Origin of the sequence: Oceanobacillus oncorhynchi (assembly GCF_000821065.1) — a bacterium.
GTDB lineage: Bacteria > Bacillota > Bacilli > Bacillales > Amphibacillaceae > Oceanobacillus > Oceanobacillus oncorhynchi.
This window is the reverse complement of the sequence record NZ_CDGG01000001.1, coordinates 638,362-655,439: the sequence shown is the minus strand read 5'-3', so window position 1 is coordinate 655,439 and position 17,078 is coordinate 638,362. Positions and strand designations below refer to the sequence as shown.

The 17,078-nt window shown below is 42.7% G+C and carries 14 protein-coding genes; 3 read left to right on the top strand and 11 right to left on the bottom strand.

All coding sequences use genetic code 11. The features are described from left to right. Nucleotides 1–60: 60 nt before the first annotated feature. Together BN997_RS03020 and BN997_RS03015 are read right to left on the bottom strand one after the other, a co-directional pair. Complete coding sequence (locus BN997_RS03020; RefSeq protein WP_256705200.1) at nt 61–3,132, bottom strand: efflux RND transporter permease subunit; 3,072 nt, start codon at nt 3,130–3,132, stop codon at nt 61–63. Nucleotides 3,133–3,135: 3 nt separating this feature from the next. Beyond that, nucleotides 3,136–4,002, bottom strand: a complete 867-nt coding sequence (locus BN997_RS03015) for an efflux RND transporter periplasmic adaptor subunit (protein ID WP_042529570.1) — start codon at nt 4,000–4,002, stop codon at nt 3,136–3,138. Nucleotides 4,003–4,715: 713 nt separating this feature from the next. Here BN997_RS03015 and BN997_RS03010 point away from each other — a divergent pair. From BN997_RS03010 to BN997_RS03000, 3 genes are all read left to right on the top strand, one after another. After that, nucleotides 4,716–5,711 (top strand): ABC transporter substrate-binding protein, encoded by a 996-nt coding sequence (locus BN997_RS03010; protein ID WP_042529569.1) that lies wholly within the window; start codon nt 4,716–4,718, stop codon nt 5,709–5,711. 143 nt (nt 5,712–5,854) lie between these two features. Continuing rightward, nucleotides 5,855–6,712, top strand: a complete 858-nt coding sequence (locus BN997_RS03005) for an ABC transporter permease (RefSeq protein ID WP_042535688.1) — start codon at nt 5,855–5,857, stop codon at nt 6,710–6,712. Next, entirely contained in the window at nt 6,712–7,920 is a 1,209-nt protein-coding gene (locus BN997_RS03000) for a quaternary amine ABC transporter ATP-binding protein (RefSeq protein WP_042529566.1), read from the top strand. The genes BN997_RS03005 and BN997_RS03000 overlap by 1 nt, the downstream gene beginning before the upstream one ends. A 151-nt stretch (nt 7,921–8,071) precedes the next feature. Here BN997_RS03000 and BN997_RS02995 read toward each other — a convergent pair whose 3' ends face one another. The 9 genes from BN997_RS02995 to BN997_RS02955 all read right to left on the bottom strand — a co-directional run bounded on the left by BN997_RS02995 (nt 8,072) and on the right by BN997_RS02955 (nt 16,910). Next, nucleotides 8,072–8,296, bottom strand: coding sequence for a hypothetical protein (locus BN997_RS02995; RefSeq protein ID WP_042529564.1), 225 nt, complete (start codon nt 8,294–8,296; stop codon nt 8,072–8,074). 122 nt (nt 8,297–8,418) lie between these two features. Continuing rightward, on the bottom strand, nt 8,419–8,838 hold the full coding sequence (gene fabZ, locus BN997_RS02990) for a 3-hydroxyacyl-ACP dehydratase FabZ (protein ID WP_042529562.1): 420 nt from the start codon (nt 8,836–8,838) through the stop codon (nt 8,419–8,421). 678 nt (nt 8,839–9,516) lie between these two features. Further along, nucleotides 9,517–9,846, bottom strand: a complete 330-nt coding sequence (locus BN997_RS02985; RefSeq protein ID WP_042529560.1) for a DNA-directed RNA polymerase subunit beta — start codon at nt 9,844–9,846, stop codon at nt 9,517–9,519. A 99-nt stretch (nt 9,847–9,945) separates the two neighbouring features. Continuing rightward, complete coding sequence (locus tag BN997_RS02980) at nt 9,946–10,764, bottom strand: flagellar hook-basal body protein (protein ID WP_042529558.1); 819 nt, start codon at nt 10,762–10,764, stop codon at nt 9,946–9,948. A 13-nt stretch (nt 10,765–10,777) separates the two neighbouring features. Then, nucleotides 10,778–11,584, bottom strand: a complete 807-nt coding sequence (locus BN997_RS02975; protein ID WP_042529556.1) for a flagellar hook-basal body protein — start codon at nt 11,582–11,584, stop codon at nt 10,778–10,780. 83 nt (nt 11,585–11,667) lie between these two features. Continuing rightward, nucleotides 11,668–12,669: a rod shape-determining protein gene (locus tag BN997_RS02970; protein WP_042529553.1), complete on the bottom strand. Its 1,002-nt coding sequence runs from the start codon at nt 12,667–12,669 to the stop codon at nt 11,668–11,670. A gap of 251 nt (nt 12,670–12,920) precedes the next feature. Beyond that, the gene (locus BN997_RS02965) at nt 12,921–14,486 is read right to left on the bottom strand and encodes an ROK family protein (protein ID WP_042529551.1); all 1,566 of its coding nucleotides are present in this window, start codon (nt 14,484–14,486) and stop codon (nt 12,921–12,923) included. After that, nucleotides 14,486–15,580: a DUF917 domain-containing protein gene (locus tag BN997_RS02960; RefSeq protein WP_042529549.1), complete on the bottom strand. Its 1,095-nt coding sequence runs from the start codon at nt 15,578–15,580 to the stop codon at nt 14,486–14,488. Before BN997_RS02960 ends, BN997_RS02965 begins: the two co-directional genes overlap by 1 nt. A gap of 43 nt (nt 15,581–15,623) precedes the next feature. Then, entirely contained in the window at nt 15,624–16,910 is a 1,287-nt protein-coding gene (locus BN997_RS02955) for a purine-cytosine permease family protein (RefSeq protein ID WP_042529547.1), read from the bottom strand. Between the last annotated feature and the right edge of the window lie 168 nt (nt 16,911–17,078).

Genomic DNA, 17,078 nt, shown 5'->3' with positions numbered 1-17,078 from the left:
CTCGGCAAATGAGATGATTGTCTCTCTGCCAAGAGCTGCCTCATTTTTCATTACTTACGTTTACTTTTTCGCTGCTTTCTTCCGCTTCCTTCTTCCCCTTACTTTCTTCGTTATGTTATCAAAGATCAGATAAATAACAGGAACAAAGAATAAGGTAAAGATGCTGGAAATCGTTAAACCGAAGATTATCGTTACAGCTAATGGCTGCTGCAGCTCGGCCCCTTCACCAATTCCCAGCCCTAGCGGAACCATCGCCAGAATCGTGGTAAGGGATGTCATCATGATTGGGCGCAGTCTGGAGCGTCCTGCTTCAATAATAGCTTCTATCTGGTCCATTCCTCTTCTGCGCAGAATATTGATATAGTCTACAAGTACAATCGAGTTATTAACCACTATTCCGGCAAGCATAATAATGCCGATAAAGCCGGCTACGCTTAAGGATATATTTGTCACAAATAGTCCGCCAATAACACCAATAATGGTTGTCGGCAATGCAAACATAATAATAAATGGCTGCAGGAGATTTTCAAATTGTACAGCGAGTACGATATACACTAAGAAAATCGAGAATATCAGCGCTACGCCAAGCTCCATAAAGGCCTCTTCCATATCTTCTGCCTGGCCGCCAATGCTATAGCTGTAGCCTTCAGGAAAGTCCATTTGACTTAGCTTCGTTTCAATATCGGATACGACACTTCCTAAATCGCGACCGACAACTCCCGAGCTGACATTCATTTGTGCCTGCTGATTTTCTCTCAGGAGCGTCTGTGGTCCTTCTGCCTGCTCGATCTCAACAAGTTCATCCAACGGAACCGTTGCTCCTGAAGGGGATTGAATACTGCTGTCTAACAGGTCTTCAATACTTGTGCGAGTATCTTCTGGATAGGCAATGGTAATATCGATTTCCTGTCCTTCTTCCCGATATTGGCCGACCACCTGTCCGGAGAATTTCATTTCCAGCTGGCTGGTGATTTGCGACCCTGACAGCCCATAGCTGGAGGCTGCGTCCTCATCTACCCTAATTTCCATTTGCGGAATGCCATCTTCTGCTGTAGAGGTTGTATTGGTTACTCCTTCAACCTCCTCCATTTCAGCAAGGACCTGTTCGGATAAATCAATCAGGGTATCATTTTCAGGGCCATTTAATTGAATCGTAATCGGGTCTCCCATTTCCATACCGCCATCCATCGCAGAGGCTGCAATATCAGCACCTGCAATATGCTGCACACGTTCATCGATCTCTACCATAATCTGTTCCGTTGACCGGTCCCGCTCTGATGCAGGTATTAATTGCAGCGTATAGGTTGATTCATTCATACTGCCAGTAAAGTCAGCAGATCCGATGGTTACATAGCTGACATCCATATATTCCTCATAGTCTGCTAAAATGTCATCCACCTGTTCTGTCATGCCGATCGTATAGTCTAAGCTGCTTCCCGGCGGTGTCTCTACCGTGATCTGCGCTTGTCCCTGGTCGGCTGATGGCATAAACTCCATCCCGATACGCGGAATGAGAAAAAGGCTGCCGATAATCGCTAATATCGTTACCAGGACGGTTGTTTTTCTAAATCTCAGTACTTTTTCTAATCCTTTTCCATAACGTGTTTTCAACCAATTTAAAAACCTGTCAAACCAATACCTTTTTCCCGATCCTTCCATGACATTTGCCAACAGCTTCGAGGAGAGCATTGGTACTAATGTAATCGCAACGACTAAAGATGCGACTAAGGAGAAGGAAACAGCCAGTGCTAATGGTGTAAATAAGTCGGATGACATTCCTTCTACAAAAACAATTGGTAAAAATACGACTAATGTCGTCGTTGTTGAAGCAATAACTGCCGGTGCTAATTCAATCGATCCCTTGGTTGCCGCCTCAAACAGGCTGTAGCCTCTGCGCCGGTAGGAATAAATATTTTCTAAAATAATAATGGAGCTGTCCAGCATCATTCCAATCCCTAAAGCCAATCCGCCCAGGGAAAGTACATTCAAGGTCTGACCCGTAAAGTACATTAATACAAAGGTTGCGATAATCGCAATTGGTATCGATAATCCAATCACAATGGTTGCACGGATGCTCTTTAAAAACAGGAGCAGAATAAGAAAGGCGATTGCCCCTCCAATTAAAATATTATTCATGACCGAATCAATCGACATCTCAATAAATTCAGAGGTATCAATGATGGTATTTAAACCCATTCCTTCTGGTAAATCTTCCATCATTCCCGGCATCGCATCTGTAATATTCGATGCAACCTCTACCGTATTCGCATCTGTCTGCTTCATTACAGACAAGACAAGTGCATGCTCCCCGTTCACCATCGTTTCGGAGGAAGTCTCTTTAAAATCGTCCTGCACGTCTGCAATATCCGAAATACGGACAACGCCGCCTGCCTCTGATTGAATCTGTGTATTTTCAATATCCTCTATGTTGTCAAATTCACCAATGACGCGAATCTGTAAATCCTGATTTCCCTGTTCTACCGTACCGATGGAGGAAGAGCTGTTCTCGCTTCCCAGTGTATCCATGACACTTTGAGGCGAGATGCCATATTGTTCTAAGCTCGCTTCATCTAATTCAATTTGAATCTCTCTTTCTAAGCCGCCTTCAATCGTGACTGAGGCTACCCCTTCTTGTCTTTCAAAGAAAGGAACAATTTGCTGGTCTGCGATTTCGGTCAGCTCGGCTAAATCATCGCCCGTTAACCCGAGGTACATAACCGGAAGTGAATCAGGGCTGAAGCGAAGAATATTCGGGTCCCCTGCTCCATCAGGTAACATTCCTTTTACTTGGTCAACCTGTTCTCTCACATCCAACAGGGCCTGGTCTAAATCTGTTCCATTTTGAAACATCATCATTACCATGGAGGACCCAGATTGTGATTGAGATTGAACCGTATCGATTCCTTCTACTGCACTTACTGCTGATTCCAGCGGTCTGCTGATTAAATTCTGCACATCTTCTGGTGCTGCATCTTGATAATTGGTAGCAACGACGGCTACCGGCAAATCTATTTCAGGGAAAAGATCGACCGCAAGATTTCGCAGGGACATAACCCCTAAAGCAAGAACAGCTAATACAATCATAATGACGCCAATTGGCCGTTTTACTGAAGTTTTTATAAGCTGTTTCAAAATCTATTCCCCTTTCACTACTTCGACAGCATCGCCGTCTTCTAATCCGGATTGACCTGTTATGACGATTTCTTCCCCAGCTTCGATATCTCCCTCGATTGCGGTTTGCCGGGATTGCATCGTAATAACAGAAACCTCGCGCTGCTCTACCGTTTCCTCATCCGTTACCACAAAAACAAAGGACTCCCTTTCACTCTCTACAACTGCTTCTGTAGGTACTAATAAGGCATCCGATTCTACGGTTTCCTCGACGGTTATTTTTGCAACAGCTCCGGAGATAAAGGACGCATCTCCAGCTTCAAATGTAGCCGTAACCGGATATAATCCGGTATCATCCGGAATCTGATCTATATTGGTAATCGCAGCTGTTTTCTCTTCTCCGCTCACAGTCACTTCTACTTCATCATCGATATTCAAAAGGTTCAGCATGCTTTCGGAGGCACTGCCTTCTGCTTTCCATTCATCTGTATCCGCAATCAGCATAAAAGGCTCTTCCGGGTCGATATTCTCGCCTTCACCGGCCTGAATCTGAATGACTTCCCCAGCTTCCGGTGCGTCCACAGATTGTGTATTGCCATCAAGCGTTAATTCAGCGACTGTCTCATCTTCTTCTACCGTATCGCCGACATTTACTTCTAAGGTGTCTACTTCTAAAGGCTGTTCAATCATAATCGGGGTTGTCTGTGAAGGCTCCAGCCGGGCATTAAATGTTCTTTCCCGCGTCAATTCCCCTTCTTCGACCTCCTCTGTCTGTACAGAAGTAATTACCTCCTCCTGTGTTTCTTCAGCGGATTCATTGTCATCCTCTGTACATGCCGCTAAAACAAACAGCATCAAAATCAATCCAATTGCTCCAATACTTTTTTTCATGGTTATGTAGATACCCCTTCCTTATTTTAACTGGCACTTGCCTGCTCTCGTTTTTATACCTTTTTTTCTGTCTCTTTGTTTCGTACGAAAGTGACACGCAATTCGTTTCAAAAAATTCCTCATTTAAGTATATCCCTTTCAAAATACCCAAGCAACGTTTGTCTGCCAGGTGATGAGAGAAGTTATTAAATGCACTTTTTCTATAACATATCCCCTCACGGAACGTCAGATGCAAGTCTTATCTGCTTATTGCCGCATAATAATTCCAGCAACGCTTTTGATGGGACGAGTAATCGCAGTCCCAATGATTTTGGTGGGACGACTAATCGCAGTCCTCCATCATTCTATTTTCCTATCAATCTGACAAGATTCGACTGATTTTTATCAATCATTTTGAAAACGCATACGTATTTTAGAGCATTCTCGACAATTACAAAGATATACACGCCTAAACCTGCTTTAACCTCGTTATACATCGAAATATGCATCTTTATCCACTTTTAAGCGCTTTGTTTAATTTTATAAGTATAAGGTATAATTAAGAATCGAATCATAGCTTATTTCCATCCTCATACATCATTTTCTTTCAGCTTTTGAATAAATAGCTTGATTGATTAACCCGCTGCAAAATTTTTTGTTTTACGCACTATTTTGCTTCTATTTTCACCAAATGATATACCTGAAAATTCCAAAAAAATAAGGGGGACTTAAAAATGAAAAAGTTACTATTTGCTTTGATAACTGCCTCGGTTCTTGTTTTAACTGCATGCGGCGATGCATCAAGCGAGGGAGAAATTGATACGATTGTTTTAGCTGATGCCGGCTGGGACAGTATTAATGTACACAATTATATTGCGGCACAAATCATGGAAGAAGGATACGGCTATGACACAGATATCACTTCTGGTTCGACCGCAGCAACGATGCAGGGGTTAAGTGATGGAGATATCAATGTATATATGGAGGTATGGACAGACAATATCCGCGATCTTTATGAGGAATTAACAGAAGCGGGCGACATTGAAACCTTATCTGTGAACTTTGATGATAATGACCAAGGTCTATATGTTCCTGCCTATGTTATCGAAGGTGATCCAGAAAAAGGGATTGAGCCGCTTGCACCTAATTTACAAACCGTAGAAGATTTGAAGGATTATCCGGAGGTATTTCAAGACCCGGAAGATCCGGAAAAAGGACGCATTATTAATGCGCCGAGCGGATGGGCAGTAGAGGAAGCCATTAATGATAAATTCGACTTCTATGAATTAGATGAGACCTTCAACAACTTTAGCCCGGGCTCTGATTCAGCTATTATTACCGATTTAGCTCGTGCTTATGAAGCTGGAGAAGGATGGGTCGGCTACTATTGGTCACCTACAGCAATCACAGCTAAATATGATTTAGTTCTATTGGAAGAAGCACCTTATGATGAAGCAACCTGGGAAGAGTCAAGAGGAACCGAATTCCCTCCAAATGATGTGGTTATTTCCGTTCATCCGGATTTTCTTGAACAAGCACCTGAGGTTGTGGAATTCTTAGAGCAGTATGAAACAAGCAGTGCTTTAACAGAAGAAGCGTTAGAGTATATGGAAGATAATGGTGCATCGGCAGAAGAAGCAGCTATCTGGTGGATGCAGGAGCATGAAGATATCTGGACAGCCTGGCTTCCAGAAGATATTGCACAGGATGTAGTTGATTCATTGGAATAAAAAAATAAACAATAACGTGGAGTAGCTTGCCACCAGGTTAGCTGCTCTTTCTTTTTTACAACCCGTCATTTCGTTTTATCTTAACTAAAAAATACATTACAGAAAGAGAGGTAAATACTGCTTTCTTAGCAGTTATGATGCTTATGATTCAATTTCCAGACATTACATTCGAAGCTGGAAAGTATGTTGACGAATTTGTCAGCTTTCTTGCCAATAACTTAGAAGTTTTATTTGATTTTATATTTTTCATCACCTCGAGGTCTATCAGTGGACTCACTGATTTTCTAATGATTATTCCGTGGTGGCTGTTTATCGTTATCATCTTTTTACTTGGATGGTATTTTAAATCGCTTTTCTCAGGTGTTTTATACGGCCTCTTTATTTTTCTCATTGGAAGCTTTGGCCTGTGGGAGGAAATGATGATTACGATTTCCATCATTTTAACCGCCGTTATTATTTGCTTAATTATTGGAATTCCGCTTGGGATTGCGATGGCATTTAATAAATGGGTTTCGATGATTTTGCGTCCGATTCTTGATGCGATGCAGACGATGCCAAGTTTTGTGTATCTCATCCCGGCTATTTTCTTCTTTGGGCTGGGTAATGTTTCTGCTATCTTCGCTACATTGATTTATTCCCTGCCGCCGGTCATCCGTTTAACCGACCTTGCTATCCGCGGTGTGGATAAAGAGGTTGTGGAGTCAGCGCATTCGTTTGGCTCTTCCAGATGGCAGACCTTATCCAAAGTTCAGCTGCCGCAAGCATTGCCGACAATTATGGCCGGTGTCAACCAGACGACCATGATGGCATTAGCCATGGTTGTTATTGCATCCATGGTCGGTGCTTCCGGTCTGGGCGAGCAGGTGCTGGTATCGATTAACCGGATCGATATTGCGCTCGGCTTTGAAGCTGGTATCAGTATCGTATTTCTGGCGATTATTATTGATCGTATTACCAATGGTATCGCAGAAAAAGTACAACGTCGTGGAGGTAATCAATAATGTCTGTACAAATACAAGTAAAAAATGTTTCTAAAATATTTGGTTCCAAACCGAAATCTGTCATCCCTATGATCAAAGAAGGATTATCGAAGGAAGAAATTTTGAAGAAAACAAATCATACGGTTGGTGTCTATGATGCGACCTTTGACATTCAAAAGGGAGAGGTCTTCGTTATCATGGGGCTGTCGGGAAGCGGGAAATCCACCTTAATCCGCTGCTTCAACCTTTTAAATAAACCGACAGACGGTTCGATTCTGATTGACGGGCAGGATATTACCAAATGCAGCCGGGACGAATTAAAAAAAGTCCGCCAGGAAAAAATTGCCATGGTTTTCCAGCACTTTGGTCTCTTCAGCCACCGGACGATTTTGGCAAATGTCGAGTATGGATTGGAAATTCGGAATGTCCCAAAAGAAAAACGCAGGGAAATTGCAATGCAAAATATTGAAACAGTAGGGTTAAAGGGCTATGAAGATAAATATCCGGATGAATTATCCGGCGGCATGCAGCAGCGTGTCGGCTTAGCAAGAGCACTCACCAATGACCCGGATATTTTATTAATGGATGAGCCTTTCAGTGCACTTGACCCGCTGATCCGCCGGGAAATGCAGCTGGAGCTGTTAGACATTCAAGAACGGCTGCAAAAGACGATTATTTTTATTACACATGATGTGAATGAAGCCTTTCGAATCGGCGATCGCGTGGCTGTGATGAAGGATGGACATGTGGAGCAGGTCGGGACTCCTGAAGAGATTATCGCCAGCCCTGCCAATGACTATATTTCTGAGTTTATTAAAGATATCGACCGTTCCAAGGTATTTCAGGCAAGTCATATTATGACCAAGCCGAATGCGCTTGTTTCCATCAAGGATGGAATCAATGTGGCTGTCAAAGAAATGCGCGAAAATGGCATCTCCAGCGTATTTGTCGTAGACCGCTCCAGACGGCTTCAAGGGATTGTGACGATTGATGATGCGATACAGGGAATTAAAGAGCATAAACAATTAAGCGATCTGATCAAGAAAGATATTACGGTTGTCGCAGAAGATGAATATATCAATGATTTAATCCCGAAAGCATTGGAGTCCAGCTTTCCTTTAGCTGTAGTGAATGAGGAACAAAAGCTGGCCGGCTATATTTTACGTGTTCATGTATTATCCGGTCTTACTTCCGATGATGTGACGGAAAGTGAAGAATATGTTCATTAAGCAGGCTTCATCATTTCTTAAAAAATAATAAGAAGAAGGTAATGGACGTGGGGGATTTACTCCTATCAGCGTGAGAGAATTTTTATTTCTCTTCTCACTGTAAGAGGATAACCAAAAAGTCATTGCCTTCTTCTTTATTATTTAGAGCGGCTTATTCGTTATTACGAGGCATGTCTTCTTCTCTCTCGTCAAAGTTGTCTTCATCCATGGGATCATCATTACGATTATCGTCGTTACCGTTAAATTCATCTTCTCTTTCTTCATGATCAATGGTCGGGTTATCATCTGCCGGCTCTTCATTATTGGATGTACCGCATCCAGTTACCAGCGTAAGAGCAAGAGCGGAAGCACCAACTTTTAATAATACTTTTTTCATAAAAAATTCCTCCCTTCTATATTAACCTATTGCTCGAAATTAGGTTAACCCAGAAAAGAGGAATCATACATTTCTTATTCATAATCATTTAGGAAATTTATTACATATTGCTGACGAATCCTTTATTTGATTGCAAATGTAATTTCTGCTTCACATGCAACCTCACCGTTAACCGTCGCAACGCCTTTTCCTTTGCCGATTGGCCCCTTCATGCGAATAATCTCAACCACCAGCTCCAGCTGATCTCCTGGCTTCACCTGACGTTTGAAGCGGCATTTATCCACGCCTGCTAAAAAGCCGATTTTCCCTTTGTTTTCTTCGATGCCTAAAACAGCGATTGCGCCTGTTTGTGCCAATGCTTCTAAAATAAGAACTCCAGGCATTACCGGGTAATCTGGGAAATGGCCGGGGAAAAATGGTTCATTTGCTGTGACATTTTTGATGGCTGTCACTTTTTTGCCTTCTTCTATGTCCTTCACCTGATCCACTAATAAAAACGGATAACGGTGCGGAAGAACTTCTTTGATTTGTTGAATATCCATATTTTTTCGACTCCTTTTTTAAAATAAGAATGTTAATAAAATAGCTGAAAACAGCCGCTCTGGAAAAACACTACGCTTTCCACGGGCCCCGAGCTCATCTCCTTTAAAGAAGACTTAGCGATTGGCAAGCCGACAGGCGCAGACAGAGCTAAAGTCGCACTTATGCCCCGAGGGTAGAAAAAAAGAAGTTCGCTTTTTTTCTGCGGGGTCTTCCCTCCGCGCTTTCCCACGACGGACAGGACGTCCTAGTGTCGGTCGTTGGTCACAGGACGTGACCGTTCTTAGCCGACCAGGAGTCTCCATATTTTTCTTCTGGGACTGGGACTGCGGTTACTCGCCCCACCGAAAACCATTGCGATTACTTGTCCCATCAAAAAGCATTCGCTAGTCTCTGTTCTCAATCATCATTTCGTCAATGTTATAAGAAAACAAATGGCTATCTAGTTGTATCAAATATCACATTTAAAAATTCATTAACCTGATAACAATGCTGGCATTACTCGCTCCATCGAAAACCGTCGTAGCGGAGATCTCCTTGGCAAGAACACCGATGATTTAAAGAGCAAGTAGTGTTCTTGTTTTTTCTTATCTGTGCACAAATTCAGTTTTAGTAATAATTTGCTTAACGTACCTATTTAAACTATAGCAAAAACATATTCGTCCATCCTCGAATATGTTTTACTCTGTTTTATTTACAATGTCGATAATATGCTGCCAGGTCTCTAGGCGCAGAACATCTAATGGAGATCCGTCGCCAAGTACAGCAAAACCAATCATTAGGCCAATGATGAAGGCTGCTGCAGCAAAAATTGTGATAACAATGATACGCAGCCAAATCGGAAAAATACGCAAACGCGGTCTGCTGCGTTTCTCCTCACGTTTACGCTGCTGTTTTTCTTTTTTATCTGTTTTTCTAGAAATATCCTGTTGTACTGCTTGTTCCTCACCAGCTGCTGTCTCTTGCTCAGCTTCCTGTGAGGTATTCTGTGAAGATGGATTATTCGTCATTTCGGTAACTCCTTACAAATGGATGTTCAAAAAGAGCAATCAAACAACGCATCCTTCTTGAACACTAACGGTATGTAACTGCCATCGTCTCAACCTGAATCAGGAACGAATGGTATTCACTAACCCAAGCATTTGGTCGCCCATGGTGATGGAACGTGAATTAAATTGATAAAGCCGCTGTGCTGCCATCATATCTGTCATCTGCTGCGACATGTCCACATTTGATTGCTCCAATGACTGCGGATGGATTACAGCGCCCTCACCAGCATATGCTTGTATGATTTCGTCTATATCCGCTGCTCCTGAAACAGTAAAGAAATTATCTCCTTCTGCTTCCAAAGCGCTGGGACGTACAGCTTCCACAACAGCCAATTCAGCTTCTGCCGCCTGTTCACCGTCTCTGGTGACCAACAATTGACCTTGATCATTTAATTCAATGGCATCAAACTCGTCTTGGATTTCAATCGGTCCCTCTGTCCCGATAATAGGGTGACCATCGGAAGTTGTCAAGGCAACGCCCCCTCCTTCAACTGGAGAAAGGAAAAAGGAACCGTCTCTCGTATAGACTGTATCCTGCTGCCCATTTTCTACGCGATTCACTTGAAAAAAAATATTCTCTTCCGTTAATGCAGCATCTAAGCTGCGGTCTGTCTCTATCATGCTTCCCTGCAACTGGTTCAGGTTAATAGCACCTAAACCCGCCCCTGCTCCCACACGTATTCCATCGGGAGTCAGTCTGCCTTCTGCATTTTCAGGAGCATTCAAATTATCAATTTGCTGGCTTAGTAAGGAAGAAAATTCAACTTGTCTGTTTTTATATCCAGTTGTGTTGCTATTGGAAATATTATTGCCAATAACATCAAGCTTGTGCTGGATTTGGTTCATGGTTACTGCTGATTGATTCATAATACGTGACATGTTCAATTTCCCCCTATCCTAATCGGCCAACTTCTGTAACAGCTTTTCCGAGACTCTCATCATATACCCGTAAAACGCGCTGATTACTCTCAAATAACCGATAAGCATTCATCATATCCGTCATGGCTTGTTCGGTATTGACATTCGATTGTTCTAATGCCCCCTGGTGCAATACATACGCTGCATCTGCCGGTACAGCCTCTGCATCCCCTTCAAAAAGATCATTTCCTTCTTTCGTCAGTGTGTTTGCATCCGCTGCATACTGCATACCAATTGTCACATCGCCGCCAGTTGTCGGAATAACGCCCTCTGGGGTAATAGTCTCTATCGTTCCGTCTGTCTGAATGTTATTCCCGTCTTCATCTAAAACATAGTATCCCTGATTCGTCACAAGGAAACCTTCTGCGTCAATCGTAAAATTACCATTTCGCGTATAACGTACATCTCCATCTTCATTTTGAACGGCAAAGAAGATAGCCCCATTTTCATCTGGAACATTTCCCTGCTCGATCGCAACATCTGTCGGCAGTCCCGATTCGTTGATATCCCCTTGCGCAAAATGAGGAATCGTTTCTTGAACATATACGCCTGTATTCATACCGCCCAATTGACGGGATAAAGGAATATTGAAACCTCCTTGCGTGGTCGGGATGGTGTTCCCGCCGCTTTGCTGTATCAATAATTCCGGAAAAGCACGAATTGCCGTTTGATCGGCTTTGTATCCTGGCGTATTTGCATTGGCAATATTATTAGACAATGCTTCCTGCTGCCGCTGCTGCGTTATCATACCACTTGCCGCTCCATATAAACCTCTTAACACAAAGCTTCCTCCTCTGTATGTAAAAGATTAGAGCTGGCAGGGTAATAAAATAAGCAACACATTCTGCCAGCTTCTAATAATGATTAGTTTACACTTCTTTTTTCAAGCTTATCAATATTTTCAAGCATGATTCCCGTTCCCTTTGCAACACAATCCATCGGATCCTCTGCAACAAAGATAGGAACCTTTAATTCTTCCGCCAATAATTGGTCAATTCCATGAAGCAGTGCGCCGCCTCCAGTCAGGATAACGCCCCGGTCAATGATATCTGCGGATAACTCGGGAGGTGTCTGTTCCAGAACTGCTTTAGCTGCCTGAACAATAAGTGCTACAGATTCCATCAACGCCTGTGAAATTTCCTCTGATTCAATCGTTATCGTTCTCGGTAAGCCAGATACCATATCCCGGCCTCTGATATCCATGGATTCTTTACGTGATCCAGGGAACACCGTAGCGACATTGATTTTAATATCTTCAGCAGTACGTTCACCAATAAGCAGTTTGTATTCCTTTTTAATATATTGCAGAATATCCCAGTCAAACTTATCTCCAGCCATTTTAACGGATTGCGAGGTAACAATGCCGCCCATGGACAACACGGCTACATCGGTTGTTCCGCCGCCGATATCTACTACCATGTTTCCGCTTGGCTGATAAATATCCATTCCAGCGCCAATCGCAGCTACTTTAGGCTCTTCTTCTAAGTATATGCGCTTTCCGCCTGACTTCTCTGCTGCTTCTTTAATGGCTTTTTGTTCCACTTTCGTTATGTTTGTCGGGCAGCAAATAAGCATTCTCGGCTTTGACAAAACACCTTTGACATTAATTTTATTTATAAAATATCTTAACATGGCTTCTGTGACATCAAAATCAGCAATAACGCCGTCCTTTAACGGGCGCAGCGCCTCTATATTACCCGGTGTACGTCCAACCATACGGCGGGCTTCTTCTCCAACTTCAAGCACACGGTTCGTATTTCGATCCATGGCAACGACAGATGGTTCATTTAAAACTATTCCTTTTCCTTTTACATGTATCAACACATTTGCGGTACCAAGATCAATCCCAATATCTCTGGAAAACATGAATCTAAATCCTCCTAGCGTTACTATCTTGCACCGTCCTAAGACAAAATGCTACTAGTATACTATTTTACCACAAAACCCGGTAATTAACTGTATGAAAATAAGATTTTTTTATTTTTTTAAGACGCTTCACCAAAATATCCAGAGGACAAACTACTTTAAAATGTGAAAGTGGAGTAATTAAAAAGGCAAAGTTGACATGATATTTCCTATGTCAACTTTGCCTGAACACTTCTTTGTATTTTTTTAGGCTATGCGTTCCGCTGCAGTTCTCCGGCTGCTTTCACTCTAACCCGTGTGGCATTTCCCGGGAGATAAGCTAAAGGAACGTCCTCTACATCAACAATCACAAGAGTCTCCGGATCTGCACCTGCATTTACTGCTGTTGCTTTTGCCTCCGATTTTGCCGATTCCAGTGCATGCTCCCGTCCTACCTCATCTAATAAGTAGATTCTTTCTACTTGTCCGCTGACCTGAGAAATCGCTGAACCAATGGCATTAGCAACACCGGAGTGTTCTGGTCGGAGGACGCGTGAAGCCCCTTTTAATTCAGTTGGTAATAAAATACTCCCGCCGCCGACAAGAATAACAGGAATGGGATCCGCGGTTGTCTTCATTTTGTCAATAGCCTCTTCTACAAGCTCCACCATCTTCTCATAAACTTTATTCAGCCATGACTTATCCAGATGAGCCACTTTGGATGCATCACCTAAATCAACTTTACCAAGCGCTACTGCTACATCTGTTGTTGTCAGTGTATCACCGCCGAAAATCATTGCTTTCTCAGGCAAACGGTACCCGACGCTGTCCGGACCAATTGAAAATGCTTCGTTTTCTTCTGCATGGATAATTGTTCCTCCGCCGAGTCCGATAGAAATTAAGTCAGGCATACGGAAATTCGTTCTTGCTCCTCCAATTTCTACTTCCAGAGAAGATTCCCGCGGAAAAGAATGAATTAACACACCAACATCTGAGGTTGTACCGCCAACATCTACAACAATAGCATCAGACAGGTTCCCTAAATAGGAAGCGCCGCGTAAAGAGTTTGTCGGACCACAGGCAACTGTAAATATCGGATAACGAACCGCGTAATCAACAGACATTAATGTTCCGTCATTTTGTCCAAAAAATACTTTTGCATCAATATTTTCACTTTTTAACGCATTGATGAACCCGTCTGCAGCTGTTTTCGCTACACGGATTACGGAAGCATTCAAGATTGTTGCATTTTCACGTTCCAGCAGACCGACAGAACCAATTTCAGCAGATAATGAAATGGCCACGTCTTCTCCTAATACTTCTTGAAATATTTTCTTTGCTCTCTCCTCATGGTCGGTAGATACAGGAGAAAAAACAGAAGTGATTGCAATAGAATCTACCTCTCCTTTTACTTCATTGGCAATTTTGTATAAATGTGCTTCATCTAAATCAACGATTTCCCTGCCATCAAATTCATGTCCGCCACGTACAAGGTAAACATGCTTTCCAAGCGCCGCACGAAGGTCATCCGGCACGCCTACCAGCGGTTTCACTGCCAATGTAGCCGGGGCGCCAATACGAACAGCAGCAATGTTGTTTAACCCTTTCCGCTCTACAATAGCGTTTGTACAATGCGTTGTCCCAAGCATGGCATAACGGATATGTTCAGGAGACACATTTGCTTTTGTAATCACTTCATGCATCGCTGTATAAATTCCAGTTTCTACGTCCTCTGTTGTGGATGATTTTGTTTCGGAAATCACTTGATTATCCTGATCCAGCAAAACAGCATCCGTATGTGTTCCACCTACGTCAATTCCAATACGATACGTACTCATTATTCCGTCTCTCCTTTACGAACTAATTCTTCCACCGGCGTATATTCGACATCGTAGCCAAAATATTTGGGTCCGACTGTTGCAATCCCTTTTTCCGTTCTCCATTTTTCATGGCATGGTATACCAATAACGACACATCTGGAACCATAACGGATTCCTTCTGTAGTAATTGGCAAACCTGTTTCTGCATCCAGTACGGCAATTAAATCCGGTGTCACACAAAGCAATCGCCGATCTGTTTGAGCAAGAAGATGCTCATTTTGAAAACGAAGCTGAAGCGTTTCTTCTTTATAGTCACCGATTCCTTCAAAGGATGCTGTACCTCTCGCAAAACCAGTTTCTGTTTTCCGATCGATATCTGTTACTTTTCCACGGAATAATTCAAACCCGCCCACTGTTTTCAAAACTTCCTGAATCGCATTGACATTATTTGCTTTAGCAAGGCGAATGGTTTTTCCAATTTCCTCTTCCAACTTTAAAATACCGGCAATTCCGCTATCTTTTAGATTTTTACCTCGCATGGAATACATGGCATTCATTACAGAGCCGCCCATTTGAATGGCAGAGGCGCGGGCAATGCGTTCTGTCCAGACGTTATCAATCGTGGATAACAGCGCTGTATTCCCTTTTTCATCGCCGATTACTGCCGGAGTAGCCTGGATACCATCTAAATAGAATGTAACCATCTGCAGTTCAGGAAATGCTCTTCCCATTCCATCTGCATCAATAACAGGCAATCCCCGTCTTGCAGCGAGCGCAAAAGGCAGCATGGAGTTTACTCCTCCCGCTTCAATCGGAAAAGTTGCATAAATGTCTTCCCCAAGAAATTCTTCCAGTTTCCCAAAAACCTCCATCGCTTCTTCTCCACTGGGAACTTTTTCAAGCATGACCGTGGGAGCCCCCATCATGGAAGAGGGAACAACTAAAGCATCCTCTGGAACTTCATCTATATCCAATAAAGTTACTGGTCCATTTTCTTCGATTGCCTGCAGCGCCATCAGCTTTCCGATATATGGATCCCCGCCTCCTCCTGTTCCAAGCAGTGCTGCACCAACAGCGATATCTTCAATTTCTTGTTTGCCTATTTTTCTCATTTTTTAAGCCTCCATGTTTCCAGAATATAAGTTTTGATTTGTATTATTTCTTTTTTCTAAAGATAAGGGACCCAATATAATAAACGATTCCGCTAATCAATAGCGAGTTAATGGATGGAATACCAATTGTGATGATATACCCTGCAGCAAAACCCGCTGCCCAGGCAATCAGTGTAACAGGATGCATTTTTTCAACATCTGTGGGCAGCGTCCCTTGTTCTCTGGATTCATCCAAACTTTTACGGTGTGTTTTTAAAATAAAGTACTCTACCACCATAATTCCCGCAATTGGCGGAACAAGTACGCCGAGGAACACTAAGAAATCAACAAAATAATCCAGCATTCCAAGCACGGAAAGCACCGTTCCAATAATACCAATCACTAATGTAACCTTTGCACGGTTAAGCTTTATTTTAAATACGGAATCAAAAATATTTGTAAAGCCGAGAGACGAAGAATACAGATTCAAATTATTAATTTTAACTGTAGATAAAACAACAGCAAATGCTCCAAGCCAGCCGGATGCTTGTACCATAATACTCACTACATCATTCGTCCGGGCAGCAAGTGCCATCAATACAGCTATCATATTGATTCCAAGTTCCCCAATCAGTACCCCGATGGTAGCCATCCAGAATACATCTTTACCGCTTTTAGCAAATCGGGTGAAATCTGGTGTAATAACAGCTCCAATGATAAATCCGCCTGCAACCATTGTAGCAGCTGCCCCCATTGTTAAAGGATCACCAGCTGGAGCTGCAGAGAATAATCCATTGATAGAATGCTCACTAAATACATAATAAACACCGACAGCCATTGCTAATAGAAATAATGGTACGGTAATTGTAGCTGTGATACTCAATAATTTAAAACCGAAGATAACGAGTACAGTAACTCCTAATCCTGTAATCGTAGCAGCAGCTGCATGCGGAAGTGCTCCTCCGGTAGCCTGTACCAGACCATCGGCAAACACAGAGTTTTGAACCCCAAACCACCCGATACAGGAAATAGCAATGACGCCTCCGATAATGCTCGATCCGTATCTGCCGAACCCTGTCCATCTTGAAAGCAAACTGGTGGAGAGACCTTCTTTAGCACCTGCATACCCTAAAAGAAAGCTGATAACCTGTAAAATAACACTTCCCAGCATCGTTGCCCAAAAAGCTTGCCAGAATGTCATTCCATAACCTAGCGATGCACCTAAAATAAATTGGGAAATCGTTGCTAATGCTCCTACTCTAATAATCGTAATACTCCAAAGAGACTGCCTTGCCGATCTGGGTACTCTGGATAGTGAATAATCATCTCCAATATTGGTTTTATTCCCCATTTTTTATTCCTCCTTCGTCATTTCATGCTGTTCTTCATGGGGAAGTTGCTTTTCCGCATCTCCCATTGATTCAGCTGTACTTTTTTCGCAGTTTAATTAGCTGGGACTGGGATTGCTCGCCCCATCGAAGGGCTACTATAAGGTTCCCATTTCAAGAAATTCCTTTTA

Coding starts and splice junctions, on each gene's coding strand:
- BN997_RS03015 (WP_042529570.1), bottom strand. CDS start 4,002: ATGAAAAAAAGTATTGGAGCAATTGGATTGATTTTGATGCTGTTTGTT.
- BN997_RS03010 (WP_042529569.1), top strand. CDS start 4,716: ATGAAAAAGTTACTATTTGCTTTGATAACTGCCTCGGTTCTTGTTTTA.
- BN997_RS03005 (WP_042535688.1), top strand. CDS start 5,855: ATGATTCAATTTCCAGACATTACATTCGAAGCTGGAAAGTATGTTGAC.
- BN997_RS03000 (WP_042529566.1), top strand. CDS start 6,712: ATGTCTGTACAAATACAAGTAAAAAATGTTTCTAAAATATTTGGTTCC.
- BN997_RS02995 (WP_042529564.1), bottom strand. CDS start 8,296: ATGAAAAAAGTATTATTAAAAGTTGGTGCTTCCGCTCTTGCTCTTACG.
- fabZ (WP_042529562.1), bottom strand. CDS start 8,838: ATGGATATTCAACAAATCAAAGAAGTTCTTCCGCACCGTTATCCGTTT.
- BN997_RS02985 (WP_042529560.1), bottom strand. CDS start 9,846: ATGACGAATAATCCATCTTCACAGAATACCTCACAGGAAGCTGAGCAA.
- BN997_RS02980 (WP_042529558.1), bottom strand. CDS start 10,764: ATGTCACGTATTATGAATCAATCAGCAGTAACCATGAACCAAATCCAG.
- BN997_RS02970 (WP_042529553.1), bottom strand. CDS start 12,669: ATGTTTTCCAGAGATATTGGGATTGATCTTGGTACCGCAAATGTGTTG.
- BN997_RS02965 (WP_042529551.1), bottom strand. CDS start 14,486: ATGAGTACGTATCGTATTGGAATTGACGTAGGTGGAACACATACGGAT.
- BN997_RS02960 (WP_042529549.1), bottom strand. CDS start 15,580: ATGAGAAAAATAGGCAAACAAGAAATTGAAGATATCGCTGTTGGTGCA.
- BN997_RS02955 (WP_042529547.1), bottom strand. CDS start 16,910: ATGGGGAATAAAACCAATATTGGAGATGATTATTCACTATCCAGAGTA.